General features: G+C 46.9%; 17 protein-coding genes. 13 read left to right on the plus strand and 4 right to left on the minus strand.

Annotated features, from left to right (window positions below; genetic code table 11):
• The first annotated feature begins 105 nt into the window (after positions 1-105).
• Complete coding sequence (locus BLCOC_RS07390; protein ID WP_115624889.1) at positions 106-2,550, plus strand: PAS domain-containing hybrid sensor histidine kinase/response regulator; 2,445 nt, start codon at positions 106-108, stop codon at positions 2,548-2,550.
• On the opposite strand, the gene BLCOC_RS07395 is transcribed toward BLCOC_RS07390, so the two are convergent.
• The 3 genes from BLCOC_RS07395 to BLCOC_RS07405 all read right to left on the minus strand — a co-directional run bounded on the left by BLCOC_RS07395 (position 2,530) and on the right by BLCOC_RS07405 (position 5,638).
• Entirely contained in the window at positions 2,530-3,966 is a 1,437-nt protein-coding gene (locus BLCOC_RS07395; protein WP_115624890.1) for a GntR family transcriptional regulator, read from the minus strand. The genes BLCOC_RS07390 and BLCOC_RS07395 overlap by 21 nt on opposite strands.
• Positions 3,967-4,181: 215 nt before the next feature.
• The gene (locus BLCOC_RS07400) at positions 4,182-4,508 is read right to left on the minus strand and encodes a hypothetical protein (protein WP_018593802.1); all 327 of its coding nucleotides are present in this window, start codon (positions 4,506-4,508) and stop codon (positions 4,182-4,184) included.
• Between the two features lie 68 nt (positions 4,509-4,576).
• On the minus strand, positions 4,577-5,638 hold the full coding sequence (locus BLCOC_RS07405; protein ID WP_115624891.1) for an endonuclease/exonuclease/phosphatase family protein: 1,062 nt from the start codon (positions 5,636-5,638) through the stop codon (positions 4,577-4,579).
• Between the two features lie 153 nt (positions 5,639-5,791).
• Here BLCOC_RS07405 and BLCOC_RS07410 point away from each other — a divergent pair, with 153 nt between their 5' ends.
• On the plus strand, positions 5,792-7,597 hold the full coding sequence (locus BLCOC_RS07410; protein ID WP_115624892.1) for a sensor domain-containing diguanylate cyclase: 1,806 nt from the start codon (positions 5,792-5,794) through the stop codon (positions 7,595-7,597).
• 56 nt (positions 7,598-7,653) lie between these two features.
• On the opposite strand, the gene BLCOC_RS07415 is transcribed toward BLCOC_RS07410, so the two are convergent.
• Entirely contained in the window at positions 7,654-8,784 is a 1,131-nt protein-coding gene (locus BLCOC_RS07415; RefSeq protein WP_115624893.1) for an ROK family transcriptional regulator, read from the minus strand.
• Between the two features lie 211 nt (positions 8,785-8,995).
• On the opposite strand from BLCOC_RS07415, the gene BLCOC_RS07420 reads away from it, so the two are divergent.
• The 11 genes from BLCOC_RS07420 to glmS all read left to right on the plus strand — a co-directional run bounded on the left by BLCOC_RS07420 (position 8,996) and on the right by glmS (position 20,620).
• Complete coding sequence (locus BLCOC_RS07420) at positions 8,996-10,021, plus strand: zinc-dependent alcohol dehydrogenase family protein (RefSeq protein ID WP_029469985.1); 1,026 nt, start codon at positions 8,996-8,998, stop codon at positions 10,019-10,021.
• A 283-nt stretch (positions 10,022-10,304) separates the two neighbouring features.
• Positions 10,305-11,066, plus strand: coding sequence for a TlpA family protein disulfide reductase (locus BLCOC_RS07425; protein WP_242999051.1), 762 nt, complete (start codon positions 10,305-10,307; stop codon positions 11,064-11,066).
• Positions 11,059-11,205: a CD1871A family CXXC motif-containing protein gene (locus tag BLCOC_RS07430; RefSeq protein WP_018593796.1), complete on the plus strand. Its 147-nt coding sequence runs from the start codon at positions 11,059-11,061 to the stop codon at positions 11,203-11,205. The genes BLCOC_RS07425 and BLCOC_RS07430 overlap by 8 nt, the downstream gene beginning before the upstream one ends.
• 13 nt (positions 11,206-11,218) lie before the next feature.
• Complete coding sequence (locus tag BLCOC_RS07435; protein ID WP_044954190.1) at positions 11,219-12,085, plus strand: 4Fe-4S binding protein; 867 nt, start codon at positions 11,219-11,221, stop codon at positions 12,083-12,085.
• On the plus strand, positions 12,075-12,506 hold the full coding sequence (locus BLCOC_RS07440) for an RrF2 family transcriptional regulator (protein WP_018593794.1): 432 nt from the start codon (positions 12,075-12,077) through the stop codon (positions 12,504-12,506). The genes BLCOC_RS07435 and BLCOC_RS07440 overlap by 11 nt, the downstream gene beginning before the upstream one ends.
• Positions 12,503-13,867, plus strand: coding sequence for an FAD-dependent oxidoreductase (locus BLCOC_RS07445; RefSeq protein ID WP_115624894.1), 1,365 nt, complete (start codon positions 12,503-12,505; stop codon positions 13,865-13,867). The genes BLCOC_RS07440 and BLCOC_RS07445 overlap by 4 nt, the downstream gene beginning before the upstream one ends.
• A gap of 110 nt (positions 13,868-13,977) precedes the next feature.
• Entirely contained in the window at positions 13,978-14,499 is a 522-nt protein-coding gene (locus BLCOC_RS07450) for a shikimate kinase (protein WP_029469982.1), read from the plus strand.
• Positions 14,500-14,719: 220 nt separating this feature from the next.
• Positions 14,720-16,123 carry an undecaprenyl-phosphate glucose phosphotransferase gene (locus BLCOC_RS07455; protein WP_115624895.1) on the plus strand — a complete coding sequence of 468 codons (1,404 nt, stop codon included), beginning with the start codon at positions 14,720-14,722 and terminating at the stop codon, positions 16,121-16,123.
• Positions 16,124-16,141: 18 nt separating this feature from the next.
• Complete coding sequence (locus tag BLCOC_RS07460; RefSeq protein ID WP_115624896.1) at positions 16,142-17,659, plus strand: LCP family protein; 1,518 nt, start codon at positions 16,142-16,144, stop codon at positions 17,657-17,659.
• Positions 17,660-17,731: 72 nt separating this feature from the next.
• Positions 17,732-18,658 carry a glycosyltransferase family 2 protein gene (locus BLCOC_RS07465; RefSeq protein WP_115624897.1) on the plus strand — a complete coding sequence of 309 codons (927 nt, stop codon included), beginning with the start codon at positions 17,732-17,734 and terminating at the stop codon, positions 18,656-18,658.
• A 135-nt stretch (positions 18,659-18,793) separates the two neighbouring features.
• Complete coding sequence (gene glmS, locus BLCOC_RS07470) at positions 18,794-20,620, plus strand: glutamine--fructose-6-phosphate transaminase (isomerizing) (RefSeq protein ID WP_026255313.1); 1,827 nt, start codon at positions 18,794-18,796, stop codon at positions 20,618-20,620.
• Positions 20,621-20,639: the final 19 nt, after the last annotated feature.

A 20,639-nucleotide genomic window follows, 5' to 3' on the forward strand; every position in this document is an offset into this window, starting at 1 on the left:
CTTCATTTATGATATAATACAAAATAGGTATGTGAACAAGCAGGAATTTTAAGTCAGAGCTGTTGTTACAGATATAAATGGATTATATTGCTGAAGGAGAAAGGCATGGAATGTGGAAGAAATACGGACCGTACAGTAACTGATAAAGGCAGGGAGCCATCCGGTGAGGGCAGCAGGCTGCCAGGCCCCGGGAATGGGAGCTGTCACGATCTGGAGGAAAAGGCCGATTATTTTAAATGGATGTTGGATGAATACGAGGGAAATGCCTATCTCTCCGATATGGAGACCTACGAGCTTCTCTACCTGAATCCATCTTCCTGTGAAACACTGGGCCGAAAGTTTGAGCAGGCGGCAGGAAAGAAATGTTATGAGGTGATACAGGGAAGGACCAGCCCTTGTCCCTTTTGTACAAACCACCTTTTGACGGAAGATGAATTTTATGAGTGGGAATTTTATAATCCTGTACTGGAACGCACATTCCTGATCAAAGACCGTATTGTCAATTGGGAAGGGCGCAGGGCACGCCTGGAGCTTTCCCATGATAACTACAGCATGGAATATAACCTGGCCAAAAAGGACCGGGAAAAGGAAGCCATCGTCAGGACCATTCCCGGCGGATTTGCCCGCATGGACGCAGAGGACATGAAAAAGGTTCTCTGGTATGGCGGAGGTTTTTTGGAGATCATTGAGTATACAAAGGAGCAGTTTGAATCTGAACTGCATTCCAGATGTGACTATATACACCCGGACGATCAGGAACGCACGCTCAGGGTTATGGAGGATTCCAGAAAAAACGGGAAGGATACCAGTATTGAGGCCCGTATCATCACCCGCAGCGGCAGGACCAAGATCCTGACCGTGACCTTTAGTTTTGTAAACGGTGAGGACAGTTGGGATGGTATTCCATCCTTTTACAGTGTAGGGATTGACATGACCAGTGAGCGGGAGGAGCAGCAGAGGCAGCGCGTTGCCCTGGAAGAAGCCTATCAGGCAGCCCATGTAGCAAGTATGGCTAAGACCAATTTTCTCTCGTCCATGTCACATGATATCCGGACACCCATGAATGCCATTATGGGAATGGCGGCAATTGCCCAGTCTAATATTGATTCACCGGAAAAGATACGCGATTGTCTGAACAAGATCGGCACTTCCAGCCGCCATCTGCTCAGTCTGATCAACGAAGTCCTCGACATGTCAAAGATTGAAAGCGGAAAAATAGATCTGAATCCGGAAAAAGTCAATCTTCCGGATATGATCCAGAACATAACAGATATATGCCGTCCTCTGGTCATAGAAAAAAAGCTGGAATTCCAGATCAGTATCGGTCAGGTACGGCATGAGAATGTAGTTGCTGACGGTGACCGTCTGCAGCAGATATTGATGAATCTTTTATCAAATGCCATCAAATATACCCCTGAACAGGGACGAATTATACTGCGTATCAATGAACTGTATTCACCGTCTCCCGGCAAAAGCCAGTATGAATTTATCTGTATCGACAGCGGCATAGGGATATCAGAGGAATTTATACCCCGCATATTTGAACCTTTTACCAGGGCAGAAGACCCCCGTATCAGCAAACTACAGGGAACAGGTTTGGGCATGACCATTACGGAGAATATTGTCAGAATGATGAACGGTTCCATTGATGTACAGAGTGAGCCGGGTAAAGGCAGCAGATTTACAGTTTCTGTCCCCTTGGAACTCTGTCTGGAAAAAGAGGAATATGGCGATGAACTGGCCGGGCTGCCGGTGTTGGTTGTTGATGATGACAGGATCACATGTGAAAGCGCAGCGGCACTGCTTGATGAACTGGGAATGCGCGGACACTGGGTCATGTCCGGAAGGGAAGCCGTCCATCTTATTGTAAAGGCTCACGAAGAGAAGGATGACTATTTTGCTGTTATACTGGACTGGAAGATGCCGGAGATGGATGGACTGGAGACTGTGAGAGCCATCCGTGAAAAGCTGGATACGGATGTGCCAATCATAATCGTCTCAGCTTATGATTACTCTGAAATAGAGGATGAATTTTTGCAGGCAGGGGCAGATGCGTTTATCACAAAGCCTCTCTTTAAATCAAAAATGCTGCAGGTCCTCCATGTATTCCTCTCATCTGACAGTGGTGATGAAAGAAATGTGCAGGAGGAGAATATACATACCCGGATGGACTGTAAAAAGATCCTGCTGGCAGAGGACAATGATATGAACCGTGAGATAGCAGTGGAACTGCTTCAGATGCAGAATATCCTTGTAGACGCAGTGGAAAACGGACAGCGTGCTGTGGAAGCGTTTGAAGCTTCCGCCATAGGTGAATATAATGCGGTCCTGATGGACATACAGATGCCGGTCATGAATGGCTACGACGCGACCACTGCCATTCGGTCACTGAACCGGTGCGACGCCGGAACAGTGCCGATCATAGCATTGACAGCAGATGCATTTACCGCGGATGTGGCAAAAGCCCGCAGCAAGGGAATGAATGACCATATCGCAAAGCCCATTGAAATAAAAAGGCTGCTTGATGTGTTAAATAAATGGATGGAATGACCGGATTCCCATGGCGGTGAGCTGTTCTGCGGTAAAGGCCAGTTCAGATTGGAGCAGTTCTTCCAGTTTGGCGGAAAATTCCTCCCAATCGGAACGGCTGAGACATTCCAGAAAATGATCAAGGGAGGCAAGGCAGATTTTTTTTGATTCTTCGCTGTCTTCCTTTATGCTCCGCAGTGGATACCCCCACAAAAGCTGCCGAAACAATTCACCGTATACGATTCGGATGGCCTGCAGCGGTGCAAAGTGTGTGAGCAGTTCCAGAATGCCGTAGACAGCCAGTTCATATCTCTGAAGGCGTCGCAGCAAAGTCAGCCGCTTTATAAACTGAAGCCTTGCCTCCTGATCCAGGGATTCCACAGTGATTTTTGAAACTTCCCTGCATGATAAAAAGAGGATCTGGAGGCTCTGTGCATAATCCGAAAGGCGTCTCCTGACAGCAGGCTGAGTCAGGTCGCAGTTTTCTGAAATTTCATTCTTATGCAGTATTTTGGTGCCGTGCCCGTTTACGGACTTTGTGACCCCGATACTGTTGAGCAGGGAAAGGGTGCGCCGTATGGTGCTGACTGAGACCTGCTTTTCTTTTGCCATTTTTTCCAGGGAGGGCAAAAAGCTTCCGGGAGTATATCGGCCCCTGTTGATATCCGTCAATATTTCCATGCCAAGGGTATAACAGAGCTGGGAGGCTTTTTTATAACTGTTCCAATGGAAGGCTGTTTGGGTTACGGGTTCCCCGGAGTCTATATTATTTTCATAGAAATCGTATAATACAGATGCCAGGCGGTCCTGAAAGGCTTCCACGGAAGTCCGGAGCGAAGGCCAATTTTGTTCCCGGCATAGTTGGAGCGTGTGCAGCAGAGGGCTGTCCTTCCACTTAAAGTGCTTTATATTTTGTGGAACGCTGAGAAAAGGAGCCTGAAAAAACATGAATACCTGCCAGACCAGGCGCATGAGGAGATCATTTTTCAGGGAACCGTAGATGTGCAGCATATACTGTATCAAGGAGTAAGAGGCAAGGCAGTCCTGCTGCGATGTGATGGACTCGATCTGATCCAATAATTTTGGTCCGGCATTTTTTAGACAGACACATTGGATATGGGCAAAAAGCGGCTTCATGGAGAGACTCAGATCAAGCATGGCATTTTTTCTCAATGCAAAATAAGACAGTATGTGACTGCTGATCTCCTGTTCGTTAAATTGAACGGCAACGGCAGCTCCGATGTGTTTGGAAAGTGTGATATACCCTTCCTTTTTCAGACGTAAATAGGCGGAACGGACAGTGTCCGGGGAAACGAACAGCAGTTGGCCCGCCTCCTCTATTGTCGGCAGACGGTCACCTAAGCGATAGGTGCCGAATTCTATCTGTGTCACAAAAATATGGTAGATCACCTGCTGTAATTCCATTTCACTTCCCACAATATTTTCCTCCGTAATTATTTTCTCTATATATCATGCATGTTCTTCAGTCAATAATATAACATTATTTTTCGGGGAATGCTACCGGACAGGCAGAAATACTGCCCGCAGGAATCCCGCGCCTGTGTGTGAAGGCCTGGGGGTCTCTTCTGCAGCAAAAAATCAGGTATCAGACGATACCTGATTTTTTGCTGTCCATTCTGTGTACAGAAGGCTCAGAGTGTATCAGAGATAAAACCCAAGGTACTGTCAGCCGCTGTGCCGCTGATGACATAGCTGGCTGTATTCCGGCAGGATTCCGAGTATACAAATATCTGATGGGCCTCCCGGTCAGGCCCCTGCGGAATTTCCGCATAAAAGGTTATGCAGGAGCCTTCCGGTATTCCGTGATCCTTAAGGCTTATGGTGGCGGAAGCACCGGTGGCGAGCATGGTGCGTCCCTTCTCATAGATCCGGCTGCCCCGGCAGTCCACATAGACAAAGCCGGGGCGCACTATGAAGTCTCCCTTGTTTTGTAATTTGATATGGCTGATCTCTTTCATGTAAAGACTCCTTTTCACAGAATATCTTCTGTAGATACTCTATGCGGGAATCCTTCAAATCAGTATACTTACTTAAATGCAACCTCCAGGCGCACGGGCTGGTGGTCTGTATGTTCAAATCCCACATCAATGACATTTACACTTCTGACTGCCAGGTTGTCAGACACGATGAAACCGTCAATGACATATACCTGAGAGGTGTCATAAGATCCTGTGTAAGGGGCATTCAGCAGACGGCAGGTGGGATAGGAATCGTCAATGGCAAAGGAAAAGTGATCGGGCAGGTCACTGTCTCCGATGATACCCGGGGTCCAGTCCTCCTTGTTGGTGACAGGGTATTTGTCAACGCCCTGGAAAGTCTGGTTAAAATCTCCTCCCGCAATGACATAGTTTCCTTTTTCATATTCTTGGGAAAGTATATCTGCAAGCATTTTGCTCTGGGCTATTTTCCCCTCTCCGCTGTCGTAAGCCTCCAGATGGAAATTGATAAGCACTAATTCGTTGGAGGAATCCTTTAGCGGGAACCTTGTGACCAGAAGACAGCGCTTCAGGTTACAGGTCTTAACAGGCCAGGAGAAAGATTCCGGCAGTGAAATTCTGGAAGCATCTGTCACATAGTTATCCGTTAAAGTTACCAGGCCGCTTTCCACATGGCCAATGGGAGGAAGCGGATAAGGTACGAAATCGCACTTGAAATTATACGCAAAGAAGCTGTTCTTATTCAGCGCTTCGCTGTAGGCAGTGCGCTGGTCAATGCCGTAAGAGCGAGTGGAATTAATGTCAACCTCCTGTAGAAAGTACATGTCGGAGGGATTGTCCTTTAGGACGTTTGTGATACCGGACAGATTGTCTTCTACCAGAGCTTTGGAATCCGGTTTAACTTTGCTTCCGCCGTCCATGAAAAAATCCTCGTCCTTGCTCAGCGATGCATAGCCGGTGTTGTAGCTCATGACAGAGAATGGACGGCTAAGGGAGAGGAGTTCCCCGTCTTTGTAACTGCCTGTCAGAGTCTCCTCCGCCTTTGGCCGGTATTCCCGTATTGTCAGGAAAACCAAAAGAAGCAGTAAGATTCCTGCAAGTATCAGTAAAAGGATACCAATGCCTTTCAAAACGGTTTTTGCTTTTTCCATAATGTACCTCCTCTTTTTCGCTATATTTTCATTATAATCGACTTGCCGGGAAACTGTAAAGGAGTTTATTCATTATCAAATTGACGCGGCATCCCTGCTCCTATATAATAGATAGAAAAGGCAGAGAGCCGGAAATCGGGAAGAAGGAATACTATGCAGAGAAAAAAGAGGTGGATGACAGCAGTTCTTCTCATCTTTGCAATTGGTTTCATAATAGGAGCATCCTTTTACTATGCTGCTTATATTCATGACATTCTGGAAAATGAAACGAATGCCTATGCCCAGGAGCTTGCGCAGCAGAGTATCAAGCTGATCAATGAGAGGGTGAATAATGACTATCTGTATCTGGAAGGGATAGCCGATTCTATCGGAGGACAGACAACGCCTGTCAATTCCCAGAGAGTTTTAGATATTCTGGAGCAAAAGTCAAAGATTACACGTTTTACCAGGCTTGCTGTGGTGGATCTGGACGGGAATATGTATTTTAACGGCATGGAACAGCAGAGGAATGTGAAGGTCAGGGGATATTTCCAAAAGGCCGTTCAGGGAGAGAGTTCGGTGGAAAGCGTGACCGGCACCAACAGCGGCAGAATGATGGTGATCAGCGTACCTATTTATCGTGACAATGAGGTGAAAGGTGTTGTGCTGGGACAGTATACCATGGACGAGCTGGAAGATCTCATGTCCATTCAATATTTTAACGGAGAGGGATATAACTATATCACAGATTCCACAGGCGAAGTTTTAGTGCACTCAGAGCAGGGGAACGCAAAAGAAAATATACTGGAGGATCTGGAAAATGTGATCGGCAGAGCGTTCAGCAGACAGGATCTCCGGGAGTTTGCGGATCACATGAAAGAAAAGGAAAATGGGTATATCCGTTATCAGAAAAGCGGCAAAGAGTATATATTGGAATATACGGCTGTAGGGATCAATGACTGGTATCTGCTTTTGGTGATCCCCTGTAATGTGGTGGATGCCAAGACAAAAGACATCATTGACGGCACTGCGGTTTACTGCGTCGCAGTTCTTCTGGTGCTGGGGCTGATGGCATTTGGAATGCTGAACAGCCGCCGCAAAACCCATAAAAAAATAAAACAGGCGTATGAAAATATCCGCTCTATTTACCGGACTGTGCCCAGCGCCATAGTGCGTTTTCGCCTGGAAGGGGATCTGCCGATCCTGGATTCAAACAATGGGTTCTATCAGTTTATGGAATATTCTGCTGAGGAGTACCGGAAAAAGTATGGTACGTCCCTTCAGCCGGTTTTGGATGAGGAGGACCGGGAGTGGTTTTTGAATCTCAGGGAAGGGCTGGTCTCCAGAGAATTTCTCATACAATGCAGGAATGAGCAGAACAAATGGGCATATGGGAATTTTGATGTGCAGAGACAGGAGGGCAGCCTGGTGGTACAGTGTGCCTTTATAGATATCAGCCATCAGAAGCAGCAGCTCAAAGAAGCTGTCAAAAGCGCAGGCAGGGATTCTCTGACCGGTTTAAAAAATAAGAGGGCCTTGGAACAGGAGATGGACAAAATGATCGAGGAGAGCGGTAATACAGGAGCGTTCCTGATCATGGATCTGGATAATTTTAAGAATGTGAACGATACGCTGGGACATCCCCAGGGGGACAGGGTGCTTCAGCTCTTTGCGGCCTGTATGAAAAATACGTTCCGCCAGGATGATTTTATAGGGCGTATGGGCGGTGATGAGTTTGTGGTATATATTAAAAATGTCAATGAACGCCAGAAAATTTCCAGGAAGACCGGGCAGCTCATGGTGAATTTCCAGAGCAGCCTGCCGGAAGGGTTTGGCGGATGCAGATTGTCCGTCAGTATAGGCGTGGCGCTGGTTCCCCGGGACGGGACAGCCTTTTCTGAGCTTTATCAGAAATCGGATAAGGCGCTCTATGAAGCAAAAAAACGCGGGAAAAACCAGGTCTGTTTTTATGAGGAATAGAGGAAACAGTTGAATAGAGGAACGGGAGCAGTCAACCGGACGGCTCCCGTTCCTCTTTACATGTTGTGCAGAAATTCATCAATATAGTATAGGGCGGCGCCCACAGGTGGGGCAAGCTGTCCGTGACTGCTCAAAAAGATAAAATCATTCTGCTGTTTGAAGGGTGAGATGTCTGTGATCATTTGTGTCAGCAGTTCCAGATCCTCCGGGAGAAAAAAGGGGGCCAGATATCCGCTTATGATGACATAGCAGTCCAGCACCACATTCAGGCTGCAGACTGCAAATGCCAGGTGCCGCAGATAATCCTTCCAGATTTTAGAAAATGCAGGATTACCGAGACGCAGCTCCGCGAAAAAGGAGGGAATATCAGTACCGGCAGCATGCTCCAGGCTGTCTGCGGAACAGTAGGTTTCCAGACAGCCCCGTTCTCCGCAATAGCAGAGGGGACCATCGGGATTGATGCACATATGTTCGATGGAACCACTGTGCATACCCAGGCCGTTATGTACTTTTCCGTCCAATATGACGGCGCCGCCCAGATTCTGGTTCAGCAGAACAACAATGGAATCACGGAATTTTTCCTGATGCCAGGTCTCCAGATAACCGGCAGCCTTGGAGTCGTGCTCCAGACGGCAGGGGTAGGGAATATGGCGGGAAAAATCAGAAAGCTTCATACCCGTATGGTCCAGTACCCTGCCATAGCTAACCGAAGAGCCGTCAGTGGAGATCAGACCCTGGATCGCGATTGCGGCCCCCAGGATCCGGCTTGGGGAAAACGCGTATTTTACCGTGAAAGCATTTACCTTTTGCCCCACCTGTTCACAGTAGGCAGAGGAAACCTGGAAAGGGATGGTGTAGGATTCCTGCTCCAGAATATTGCCGTACAGATCCACAGCGGCAATATGAAGCCTTTTCCTGAGGATCTCAATGCCGAGAGAAATCCGCGCCGTTGGCAGGATGCGGATCGCCCGGGCCTTTCTGCCTCCTGTAGACTCAAAGCAGCCCTTCCGCTCGATCATACCCTCTTCTTCCAGAAGCTTCAGATTCTGTGTGACAGTGTTCATACCCATCTCCAGAGCAGAGGCAATTCCCTGCTTGGAGATGGTCCTGCTGTCATATATGAGATGATATACTTTGCTTTTATTTATTTTTTTTATTTCCATTGTGGTCATTCCAGTTGTCTTCATAAAATTCCTCCCGCTGTCTTGCTGATTCTATTTTAGTATGCAGAAAAGAAAAACACAATTACTAATCAAAAGATATAGCAAAATGAATAAAAATTTATATATAATATTGGCATTATTGTCAATTGTAATCGTTTGTCCTTTGCTATATAGTGAACTTATGCGTAATACATAATCATAAGTTGGATAATTTATAGTTCAGGAGGATTCGGATATGAGAAGTGCGGTATTTTACGGAAAACATGATCTGAGGGTGGAAGAGCATGAGGTGCCTGCTGTGGGCCCCCATGATGTACTGATCCAGGTTAAGGCATGTGGTGTGTGCGGAACGGATGTCCATATCTATGAGGGGGATAAGGGGGCTGCGGAAGTGACTCCGCCCACTATTTTAGGGCATGAATTTGCCGGCATCATCAGTGAAGTGGGAAGTCAGGTGAAGAATTACAAGCCGGGAGACCGGGTATGCATTGACCCCAACTGTTACTGCGGAGCCTGTGACCCGTGCAGGAATGGGGTTGCACACTACTGTGAGAATATGATAGGATACGGAACTACCGTGGACGGCGGTTTTGCAGAATATTGCTCGGTAGATGAACGTCAGGTATATCTTCTGGGAGAGAATACCACCTTTGAACAGGGAGCTATGGCAGAACCTGTGGCCTGCTGTCTTCATGGGATCGACATGTGTGAGATCCAGCCCGGACACCAAGTGGTCGTTATCGGAGGCGGAATGATCGGCCTTCTGATGCTTCAGCTTGCAAAGCTGGCCGGAGCAGCTAAGGTGGCACTTCTGGAGCCGGTGGAAAATAAAAGAGAAGTGGGAAAGAAGCTGGGTGCTGATATCTGCATTGACCCCATGAGAGAAGATGTAAAAAGCCGTCTGGCAGAATGCGGGATGAACTGGGTGAATGTGGTGATCGAATGTGTGGGACGTCCGTCCACAATTGAGCAGGCCATTGACATAGCAGGGAATAAAGCAGTTGTGATGATGTTTGGACTGACAAAGCCGGATGAACAGATTGCAGTGAAACCATTTCAGATCTTCCAGAAGGAGCTGGTGCTGAAGGCATCTTATATTAATCCTTATACACAGAGAAGGGCCTTGGACCTGATCAATTCCGGAAGACTGGATGTGAGCAGTATGGTGTATGAGGTATGCGGGCTTAATGAATTGGAGGATGTATTGAGCAGGCCGGAGATAAGGGCCAATGGGAAGTACATTATCTCTCCGGAAAAATAATGTGATATTGTGAGAGCTGCCGGGTGGAAGATGAAAGATTTTCACCCGGCAGCTCTTATCATGTTCTGTGAAAGTATCCCTTTTTTCCAAATGGAAGCCTGCGTCTTTCTTATGATAATAAAGCTCTGAAAAATACCCAGATCAAACAGAAATTATGTGATCTGGTCACATAAGATTTATAAATATGAAATTTATGGAGAAAACCTATTGACATTTGTAACTGTAACTAATATAATTTCAGTATGAACTGTAACAATGAAAATAACAATATGGAGGTTATACCATGAGAAGACGGAGACAGTATTTGGCGGCAATGGCAGTGACAGCAGTGGTAGCGGCCGGGGTACTTGCAGGTTGTGGAAATAAAGAGGATGATACAGCTAAGACAAAGGCACAGACTGAGGAGAGCGCAGAAAGCCAGAAAGAGGAAAGTGCAGTTTCCAAAAGCGCAGGCAAGGATGCGTCTGAAGAAAACGTGCAGGCAGAAGAAGAGAAAAAGCAGGACACTGGAACGGACAACAGCCAGGCAGAGACAGCGCAGGCAGATGCCCAGGCAGATGCCCAGGCAGACAATACAGCAGAAGCGTCTGAGAAAAATGAGATCTTCGGGGAGTTTAAGACAAAAACTCTGGACGGTGAGGAGGTGGACCAGGATATATTTGCAAAGGCAGATCTGACTATGGTGAACATCTGGGGAACCTTCTGCGGGCCATGTATCAGGGAAATGCCGGAGCTTGGAGAACTGAGCCGGGAATATGCAGACAAAGGATTTCAGATGGTAGGCATCATCAGCGATGTGAGCCAGCCGGAAGATGACACGGCACTTGAGATCGTAAAGAAAACAGAGGCGGACTACACGCACCTGGTGATTCCCAAGGATGCAAATATGCAGTACAGGATCCTGAAAAACGCGCAGGTAGTGCCCACAACCATCTTTCTGGATAAGGACGGCAATCAGGTAGGCGATACTTATCCGGGGGCAAAGAGTAAGAAGCAGTGGACAGCAGTTATTGACGAAATGCTTGAGAAGGTGCAGAATGAGTAATAGAAGAGCGGCAGTGATCAGAACTCTGCTTCTCGTTACGGCGGCAGCTTTCATAATTTTTGGAGTGAGCCGGGGAGAGGCAGATACGGTACTTACAAAAGCGATCAATATATGTTTGGAGTGTATAGGAATTGGCTGATATCTTGCAGAAGATGAAAAACAGGCTGCGGCTCATAGTGCAGGTGGGATTCACTGCTCTGACAAATGGCTATGTTTTAGGATTTATCAAAGGAAAAATATATAAAGGGCCCACCAAGGCACTGTGTGTGCCGGGACTTAACTGTTACTCCTGTCCGGGAGCGCTTGGGGCCTGCCCCATTGGTTCTCTGCAGGCAGTGCTGGGGAGCCGGAATTACCGGTTTTCCTTTTACATCATTGGTTTTTTGATCTTTATCGGTTCCCTGATCGGAAGATTTGTGTGCGGGTGGCTGTGCCCCTTCGGGCTTATACAGGATTTGCTTTACAAGATCCCATTTTTCCGAAAGAGGAAGAACCTGCCGGGGCATAAGCTGTTAGTATGGCTGAAATATGTGATCTTAGTGGTGTTTGTCATACTGCTGCCTATGTTCTATGTGGATATCATCGGACAGGGAAGTCCCTGGTTCTGTCAGTTTATCTGTCCCAGCGGAACCTTGACAGCAGGAATTCCCCTGGTACTTTTAAATAATGACCTGCAAGGGGCCGTCGGTTTTCTGTTTGCCTGGAAGGCTGCAATACTGGCAGTGGTGGTACTTCTTTCCATTATGGTATACAGGCCGTTCTGTAAGTATTTATGTCCTCTGGGAGCGATTTATGGTCTCTTTAATCCCATTGCCCTGTACAGATATCAGGTGGATGAGACCAAGTGCAATCAGTGCGGAAGCTGTCAGAGAGCCTGCAGGATGGATATCCGTGTATGGGAAAATCCCAACAGCAGAGAGTGTATCCGCTGCGGCGACTGTATCAGGAGCTGTAAACGGGGCGCTATATGCACAAGTATAAAAAAGAACAGGAGTGAGGGTGAGAAAAATGACAAGTGAATTTGCAATTGCAGTACATGCGCTGGTTTATCTGAACCATAAGCAGGAGACTCTGGCCAGTGAGGAGCTGGCCAAGAATGTCTGTACCAATCCTGCACGTATCAGAAAGGTTATGGCAAAACTGAAAAAGAAGGATCTCATTGCAACAAAAGAGGGACAAAATGGAGGGTATCACACTTCCATGGAGGCGGCAGATGTGAACCTTGCCATGATCTATGACGCATTGGAGACAGAGGCAGTGTGCCCTTCCTGGAAGTCCGGCAATCCTGATATGGACTGCATGGTGGCCTCGGGAATGGCGGATATCATGGATGACATTTACGGACAGCTCAATGAAGTGTGCAGAGAAAAATTGAGTCAGATCACAATAGAGGATATAGACAGAAAGATTTTCCAAGGAAAGAAGGGGAAAGGAAAATGAAAAAATACGATGCGGTGATTATCGGTTTCGGCAAGGGCGGCAAGACACTGGCGGGTAAGCTGGCAGGACAGGGGAAAAAGGTGGCAATGATCGAGAAAGATGCGGGTATGTACGGCGGAACCTGTATCAATGTGGGCTGTATCCCGTCAAAATCTCTGGTCAGAAGCTCCGGACTTGCATTTAATAAGAAAGACGCTTCCCTGGAAGAGAGGGCTGCGGATTATGAGGCGGCTATAGATGAAAAGAGACGGCTCACTTCCATGTTAAGGGAAAAGAATTTCAAAAAATTGGATGACCTGGCCAATGTGGATGTATACAATGGAACCGCGTCTTTTGTCTCCAACACGGTTGTGGAAATAAAGACGTCTGAGGAAACTCTTGAAATTGAAGGAGAAAAAATTTTTATCAATACAGGAGGAACTCCTGTGATCCCGCCCATCAAAGGTCTGGAAGGCAATCCCTATGTATACACCAGCGCGGAACTGATGGATCTGAGAGAATATCCAAAGCAGTTGGTGATCGTGGGCGGCGGTTATATCGGACTTGAATTTTCTTCTATGTATTCCGGTTTTGGGACAAAAGTAACGGTCCTGCAGGACGGGGAAGTGCTGATCCCAAGAGAAGACAGAGATGTAGCGGAGGCCATTCAGGGTGTACTGGAAAACCGCGGCGTGACATTCAAACTGGGAGCACAGATCCAGGAGATTGTCCGGGCAGACGGGCATGCCCGGATAAAACTGACATTCAAGGGACAGGAGGAAATCCTGGAGGCAGATGCCGTGCTGATCGCAACAGGAAGAAAACCAAACACAGAGGGCCTGCGCCCGGAGCGGGCAGGGGTTGAGCTGAACAGGAGAGGCGCGGTAGTGGTGGACGATGAGCTGAAGACCACGGCTGACAATATCTGGGCCATGGGAGATGTACACGGGGGCCTGCAGTTTACCTATACTTCCTTAGATGATTTCAGAATTATATGGTCTTTGATGAACGGCGGCAGCTATGCCCTTTCAAAGAGAAAGGCGGTTCCCTACAGCGTATTTATCTCCCCGTCTTATTCCCGTGTGGGAATGAGTGAGACGGAGGCAAAAAAAGCAGGCATTCCGGTGAAAATTGCAAAACTTCCCGCGGCAGCCATTCCAAAAGCACAGGTTTTGAAGAACCCTCAGGGAATGTTGAAGGCAGTGATCCAGGAAGAGACAGGACAGATCCTGGGAGCAATGCTTCTTTGTGAGGAGTCCTATGAGATGATAAATACCATAAAACTGGCCATGGATCTGGGCGCTCCGTATCAGGTGCTGCGTGATCAGATCTATACGCATCCTACCATGAGTGAGGCGTTCAACGACCTGTTTGCGGTCTGATGAAAAAATAATTGCTATTTTTCCTGTTTCTGCTATAATAAAGTCCAGTAACGGTTCAGTGCCTTCTGGCTGATGCGCAGAGGGTCTAGAAAGAGAAACAGGGGAACAGCATGAGAGACAAGCGAGATTTTGGCTGTAATATTGTCCTGATCGGATTTATGGGAGCGGGGAAATCCACAATTGCCCGCACACTGAGTGATATGTATGGCCTGGAAGTGGTGGAGATGGATCAGCTTATATCCCAGCGGGAGAATATGAGCATACCGGAGATATTTGAGTCACGGGGGGAGGAATACTTCCGTGATCTGGAGACAGAACTTCTGATAGAGCTGCAGAACAGAAAAAATGTAGTCATATCCTGCGGAGGCGGTGTGCCCATGCGGGAGCGCAATGTTGCGGAGATGAAAAAGAACGGCAGAGTGGCACTTTTATCAGCCTCACCGGAGGTGATCCTGGAGAGGGTAAAGGACAGCCATGAACGTCCTGTCATTGAGGGCAACAAGACTGTGGAGTACATCAGTTCGCTTATGGAAAAGCGCAGAGAAAAATATATGGCAGCCGCAGATTTTATTGTGGATACGGACAAAAAAAGCGCAGAAGAAATCTGCAGGGAAATCGTGGGAAAATTGTAAATATTTAACAAAAATATGGGATAATGTTACATAGAAAAAGGGCATTTTGTGGTAAAAAAATCTGCAAAACGCCCTTTTTTTGCCTTCTTAAGGAGTCTTCAGAAAATGTTTTGTTGCCTTTTCGTAAGATTTATAGTATTATTAGTTAGAATTATCGTAGCCAGCTGATACAGTAAAGTGTAGATGGCTGCGAATTATTAAGAAGAGAAGGTGATAAACCTTGATAAAAGAGAACCAAAAGCATTTCAACCGTCTGCAGGTGGTGATCGATGCTTTTGTGATTGCACTCTCTTATTTTCTGGCGTGGGTCATTAAGTTTTATGTACCTTTCCTGAACGACAATGAAGGAAGATTACCTTTCCGGGTCTACATGTCGGCGCTGCTGTTCATTGTGCCCGGATATTTGATATTAAATTATGCGTTTAATATGTATACGCCTAAGCGTATGCAGGGAAGAAGGCTGGAGCTTTCCAATATCATCAAGGCCAATACCATTGGGATGTTCCTGTTTGTCGGGGCCTTATATCTGGTCAAACAGATAGACTTTTCCCGCCATGTCATCTTTATTTTTTACGTGGTCAATATTATTCTGGAGACAGTGTCCAGAAACCTCATACGCCTGGGACTGCGTCAGATGCGCTCCAAGGGATATAATCAGAAGCATGTGCTTTTGGTGGGCTACAGCCGTGCAGCAGAGGAATATATAGACCGTATACTTGCCAATCCCCAGTGGGGATACAAGGTGAGAGGGATTCTGGATGACCATATTGAAGCCGGTACAGAGTATAAGGGAATCAAAGTGCTGGGGAGGATAGCAAACTTAATGGTGATCCTTCCGCAGAACCATTTGGATGAGATCGCTATAACTCTCGGGCTGAATGAATATTACCGTCTGGAACAGATTGTTGCGCTCTGTGAAAAATCAGGTGTGCACACGAAGTTTATACCGGATTATAACCGTATCATCCCTACAAAGCCTTACACAGAGGATATTCTGGGCCTGCCGGTCATCAATATCCGATATGTGCCCCTTTCCAATACCTTTAATGCTCTGATCAAGCGCATTATGGATTTCGGAGGTGCACTGGCCGCAATTGTATTATTTTCACCGATTATGCTTTTCTCGGTGATCATGATAAAAATCACATCTCCCGGGCCGCTTATTTATAAGCAGGAGAGGGTGGGTCTGCACAACAGGAATTTTATGATGTACAAATTCCGCTCCATGGATGTACAGCCGCCTGAAGAGGAGAAAAAAGCCTGGACCGTTAAGGATGACCCGAGGGTCACCAATTTCGGCAAATTCATGAGAAGAACAAGTATTGACGAACTGCCTCAGCTTTTCAATGTACTGCGCGGAGAGATGAGCCTGGTTGGTCCCAGACCGGAGCGCCCCTTTTTTGTGGAGAAGTTCCGGGAGGAGATTCCCAGATATATGATCAAACATCAGGTACGCCCAGGACTTACAGGATGGGCTCAGGTGAACGGATACAGAGGAAACACTTCTATCCGTAAACGAATTGAGTATGATCTGTACTACATTGAAAACTGGACCATCGGACTTGACATAAAGATACTGTTTCTCACGGTGTTTAAGGGCTTTGTAAACAAAAACGCTTATTAGTAAATAAGGGGAAGTGAAATGGCAAAAAAGAACAAAAGCGTCAGAAGGCGCAGAAAAAGAAGAGTGCTTTTTGGTATTGAACTGTTTGTACTGCTGATCTTGGTGGGCGGACTCTTCATATACGCGAAAGTCAATGAAAAGATGAACAAGCTGGATCTTGACAACAACTCGGAGGAAGCAAGCAAGGTTGAAGTCAATGAGGATGTAATTGGAAGTAAAACGTTGAAGGGATTTACCAATATCGCTTTGTTTGGTGTGGATAATAGAGAAGAAAATGTAAAATCAGGACAGAGTGATACGACCATTATTGCCAGCATCAATAATGACACTAAGGAAGTAAAGCTGGTTTCACTTTACAGAGATACGTATCTGAATATCGGCAATGACGTCTATACCAGATGTAATGCCGCATATAATACCGGCGGTCCCACACAGGCAATGTCCATGATAAACACCAACCTGGATTTGAATATCACCAATTATGTGGCCGTGAATTTTAAGGCTTTGGCTACGGCAATCGACTGTCTGGGCGGTTTGGATGTGGAGATGACCTATGTCGAGATCAAGAATATGAATGACTACTGCGTTGAGACTTCAGAGGTGACAGGCATGGATTATGAGCCTATCGAAATGCCGGAGTATCCCGGTGATGACAAACAGGAATCAGAAATCCTGGGATCCTTTCATCTGAACGGTGTACAGGCAACTTCATACTGCCGTATCCGATACACCAGCGGCTGGGATATGAAGCGTACGGAGCGTCAGAGATATATCATTTCCCTCATTGTGGAAAAAGCCAAAAAAGCCAGTCTTTCCACGCTGAATGATATTATGGATCAGGTATTTCCTATGATCGCCACGGACTTCAGCAAGAGCGATCTAGTAAAGCTGGGCATGGGTATTTTATCCTATAAGCTGGGAGAGACCAGTGGATTCCCCACAAGCAACATAATGGGAGAAGAGGTGAAGAGAAGTCCGATTGGCCAGGATTATGTGATACCTACAACTCTGGAGACAAATGTCAAGGCGCTGCATCATTTCCTTTTTGGCGAAGAGAGCTATGAACCTTCTGAAACGGTAAAGAAGAGGAGCGATTATATAGCAGGTTTTTCAGGATTTGGAAATTCGTATGTTTCAGATGAACAAAAAGGATTGATATCGGAACGGGCATCTACTTATGACGGGTCAGCTCTGAAACAGTCAGGCGGCAGCGGTTCTGTCAGTTCCAATGATAATAATGACAGTGATTACAGCGACTATAGTGACTACAGCGACAGCGGATCTTCCGGTTACAGTGATTCCGACTACAGCGACAGCGGGTCTTCCGGTTACAGTGATTCCGACTACAGCGACGACGGCTCCTCTGATTACAACAGCGGAGACGATTATGATGATTCCAATGACTCTGGCAGCAATAATGACAATGGTTACAGTGACGGCGGAGACAGCGGAGACAGCGGAGACAGCGGATATAGCGACGGCGGTTCAGATGATTCCGGTGACAACGGAAGCAGCGGAGAAGAATCTTACGAATAAAAATAAGAAAAGCGGCAGGGGATGTTGTGTGTATAACACGGCATCCCCTGTGCCATATAAAGGAGGGATCCTATGGATTCTTATACAGTGACAGTGATCATACCTGTATACAAACCGGATGAAAAGTTCAGGAGACTGATGAATGGGCTGAAGAGACAGACCTATCCCATAAAAGAAATCCTGATCATGAATACAGAAAAAGAATACTGGAAATATGCCTGGATCCAGGGAATCGAGAATGTCCGGGTGGAGCATTTGAAAAAAGAGGAATTCGACCACGGGGGAACAAGGGCCAGGGCGGCGGCCATGAGTACAGGTAATATACTGGTATTTTTTACACAGGATGCAGTGCCGGCAGATGAACATGTGGTGGAAGAACTGGTGAAGGCCTTTCAGGATCCGCGGGTAGGGGCAGCCTACGGCAGACAGCTTGCTGACAAGGACTGCAGGATCATTGAAAAGTATACACGTTCCTTCAACTATCCGGCAGAGAGCAGCATCAAGAGCAAAGAAGATCTGCCGGAGCTGGGAATCAAAACTTTTTTCTGCTCCAATGTATGCGCGGCTTACAAAAGGAGCACATTCGAGGAACTGGGAGGGTTTATCACGCATACTATTTTCAATGAGGATATGATTTTTGCCGGGCGGCTGATCCTCAATGGCGGCAGTGTGGCATACCGGGCAGATGCCAGGGTGATCCATTCTCACAACTATGGATGTATGCAGCAGTTCCGGCGTAATTTTGATCTGGCGGTCTCCCAGGCTGACCATCCGGAAATCTTTGCAGGTATCCGCTCTGAGAGTGAGGGCATCCGTCTGGTAAAGCAGACAGCAGGATACCTGTGTAAAATACACAAGCCCTGGCTCATCGCAGAGCTGGTTGTGAAGAGCGGATTTAAATTTCTGGGATACCGAATGGGAAAATCCTATCGCCGTTTGCCAGAATTCGTAATAAAATTTTGTACCATGAACGCTTCTTACTGGACATCAACACAATAATCTGCTAAAATAAGCCATGTTTCATGGATAGAAAGATAAACACACCGGATAATAAGATAAATAGTGACTGCAAGGGTACGGAACAGTTACGATAAATCTTATGAAGAGGAATCCGGCTACATGGAGGAAATGATTATGTGTGGAATAGTTGGTTATATCGGAGAAGAACAGGCAGCGCCTATTTTGCTGGAGGGCCTGGAGAAACTGGAATACAGAGGATATGATTCCGCGGGGATCGCTGTCTATAATGGAACATCCATTGAGATGATGAAATCCATGGGCAGATTAAAAATTCTGGATGAACTCACCCACGGCGGGGCAACTCTTCCGGGAACAGTGGGAATCGGGCACACCAGATGGGCAACCCACGGCTCGCCGTCTGATGTCAATGCTCATCCTCATTTTAATAAAGACAGATCCATTGTGGTAGTACATAATGGGATCATTGAGAACTATATGAAGCTGAAAAAGAAGCTGGAATCCAAAGGCTATGAATTTGTGTCTGAGACAGATACAGAGATTATCGCCCACCTGTTGGATTATTACTATAAAGGGGATCCGCTGGAGACTATCGCAAAGATCATGCACCGCATGGAAGGCTCCTATGCGCTGGGAATCATGTTCAGTGATCAGCCGGATAAGCTTTACGCTGTTAGAAAAGACAGTCCCCTGATCGTGGGCAGAAGCAGTGTGGGCAACCTGATCGCTTCTGACGTACCGGCAGTGCTGAAATACACAAGAGATGTGTACTTTATTGAGAATGAAGAGATTGTCTGCATGACAAAGAATGACATTACCTTCTTTAATATCGATGAAGAGGAGCTGGAGAAAGAGCCAACCACTATTGAGTGGGATATAGATGCGGCTGAAAAAGGCGGTTATGAGTTTTTTATGCTCAAAGAAATGTATGAACAGCCCCAGGCAGTAGGTGATACACTGAATCCCCGCATTAAGGACGGAAATGTGGTCATTGAAGAGCTGGGCATGTCCGACGATGAGATCCGCAGTATACGAAAGATCTATATGATCGCCTGTGGTTCCGCTTATCACACCTGCGTGTCCGCAAAATATGTATTTGAGGGGCTTGCGAGAATTCCGGTGGAGGTAGATCTGGCCAGTGAGTTCCGCTACCGCCATCCCATCTATGAGCCGGATACCCTGGCGATCATCGTGAGCCAGTCAGGAGAAACTGCGGATTCCCTGGCAGCGCTCCGGGAGGCGAAGGAACACGGGATCAAGGTGTTGGGAATTGTCAATGTAGTGGGAAGCTCCATTGCCAGAGAAGCAGACAATGTGATGTATACCTGGGCCGGTCCGGAGATTGCCGTTGCAACCACAAAAGCATACAGCACACAACTGATCGCCCACTACCTGCTGGCACTGAAATTCGCAAAAGCCAGGGGTGAGATCGACGATGCGCAGATGGCAGAGATGGTGGAGGATCTAAAGAAACTTCCGGGACAGATTGAAATGCTTCTGGAGAACAAAAAGAGGATCCAGAAATTTGCCAACCGTTATCTGGCTACAGAGCATGTGTTTTTTATCGGCAGGGGTCTGGATTATGCGATCTCACTGGAAGGTTCCCTGAAATTAAAGGAAATCTCCTATATCCATTCAGAGGCGTACGCGGCAGGGGAATTAAAGCACGGCACAATCTCCCTGATCGAGGAGGATACCCTGGTGACCGCGGTTGCCACCCAGGAGGAGCTGTACAAGAAAACCCTCAGCAATATCCAGGAAGTCAAGACAAGAGGCGCGTTTGTGCTGGCTGTGACAAATGTGGGCAACACAGAGATTGAAAAAACAGCAGATTATGTGATCTACCTGCCAAAGACCAATAAATATTTCACCAACTCTCTGGCAGTAGTGCCTCTTCAGCTTTTTGCATATTACGTATCACTGGGAAAAGGCCTGGATGTGGATAAACCGAGAAATCTGGCAAAATCTGTGACTGTAGAGTAGAATTTCATCTTTTCTTTGC

The sequence above is a fragment of the Blautia coccoides genome (assembly GCF_034355335.1).
Classification (GTDB): Bacteria; Bacillota; Clostridia; order Lachnospirales; family Lachnospiraceae; genus Blautia; species Blautia producta.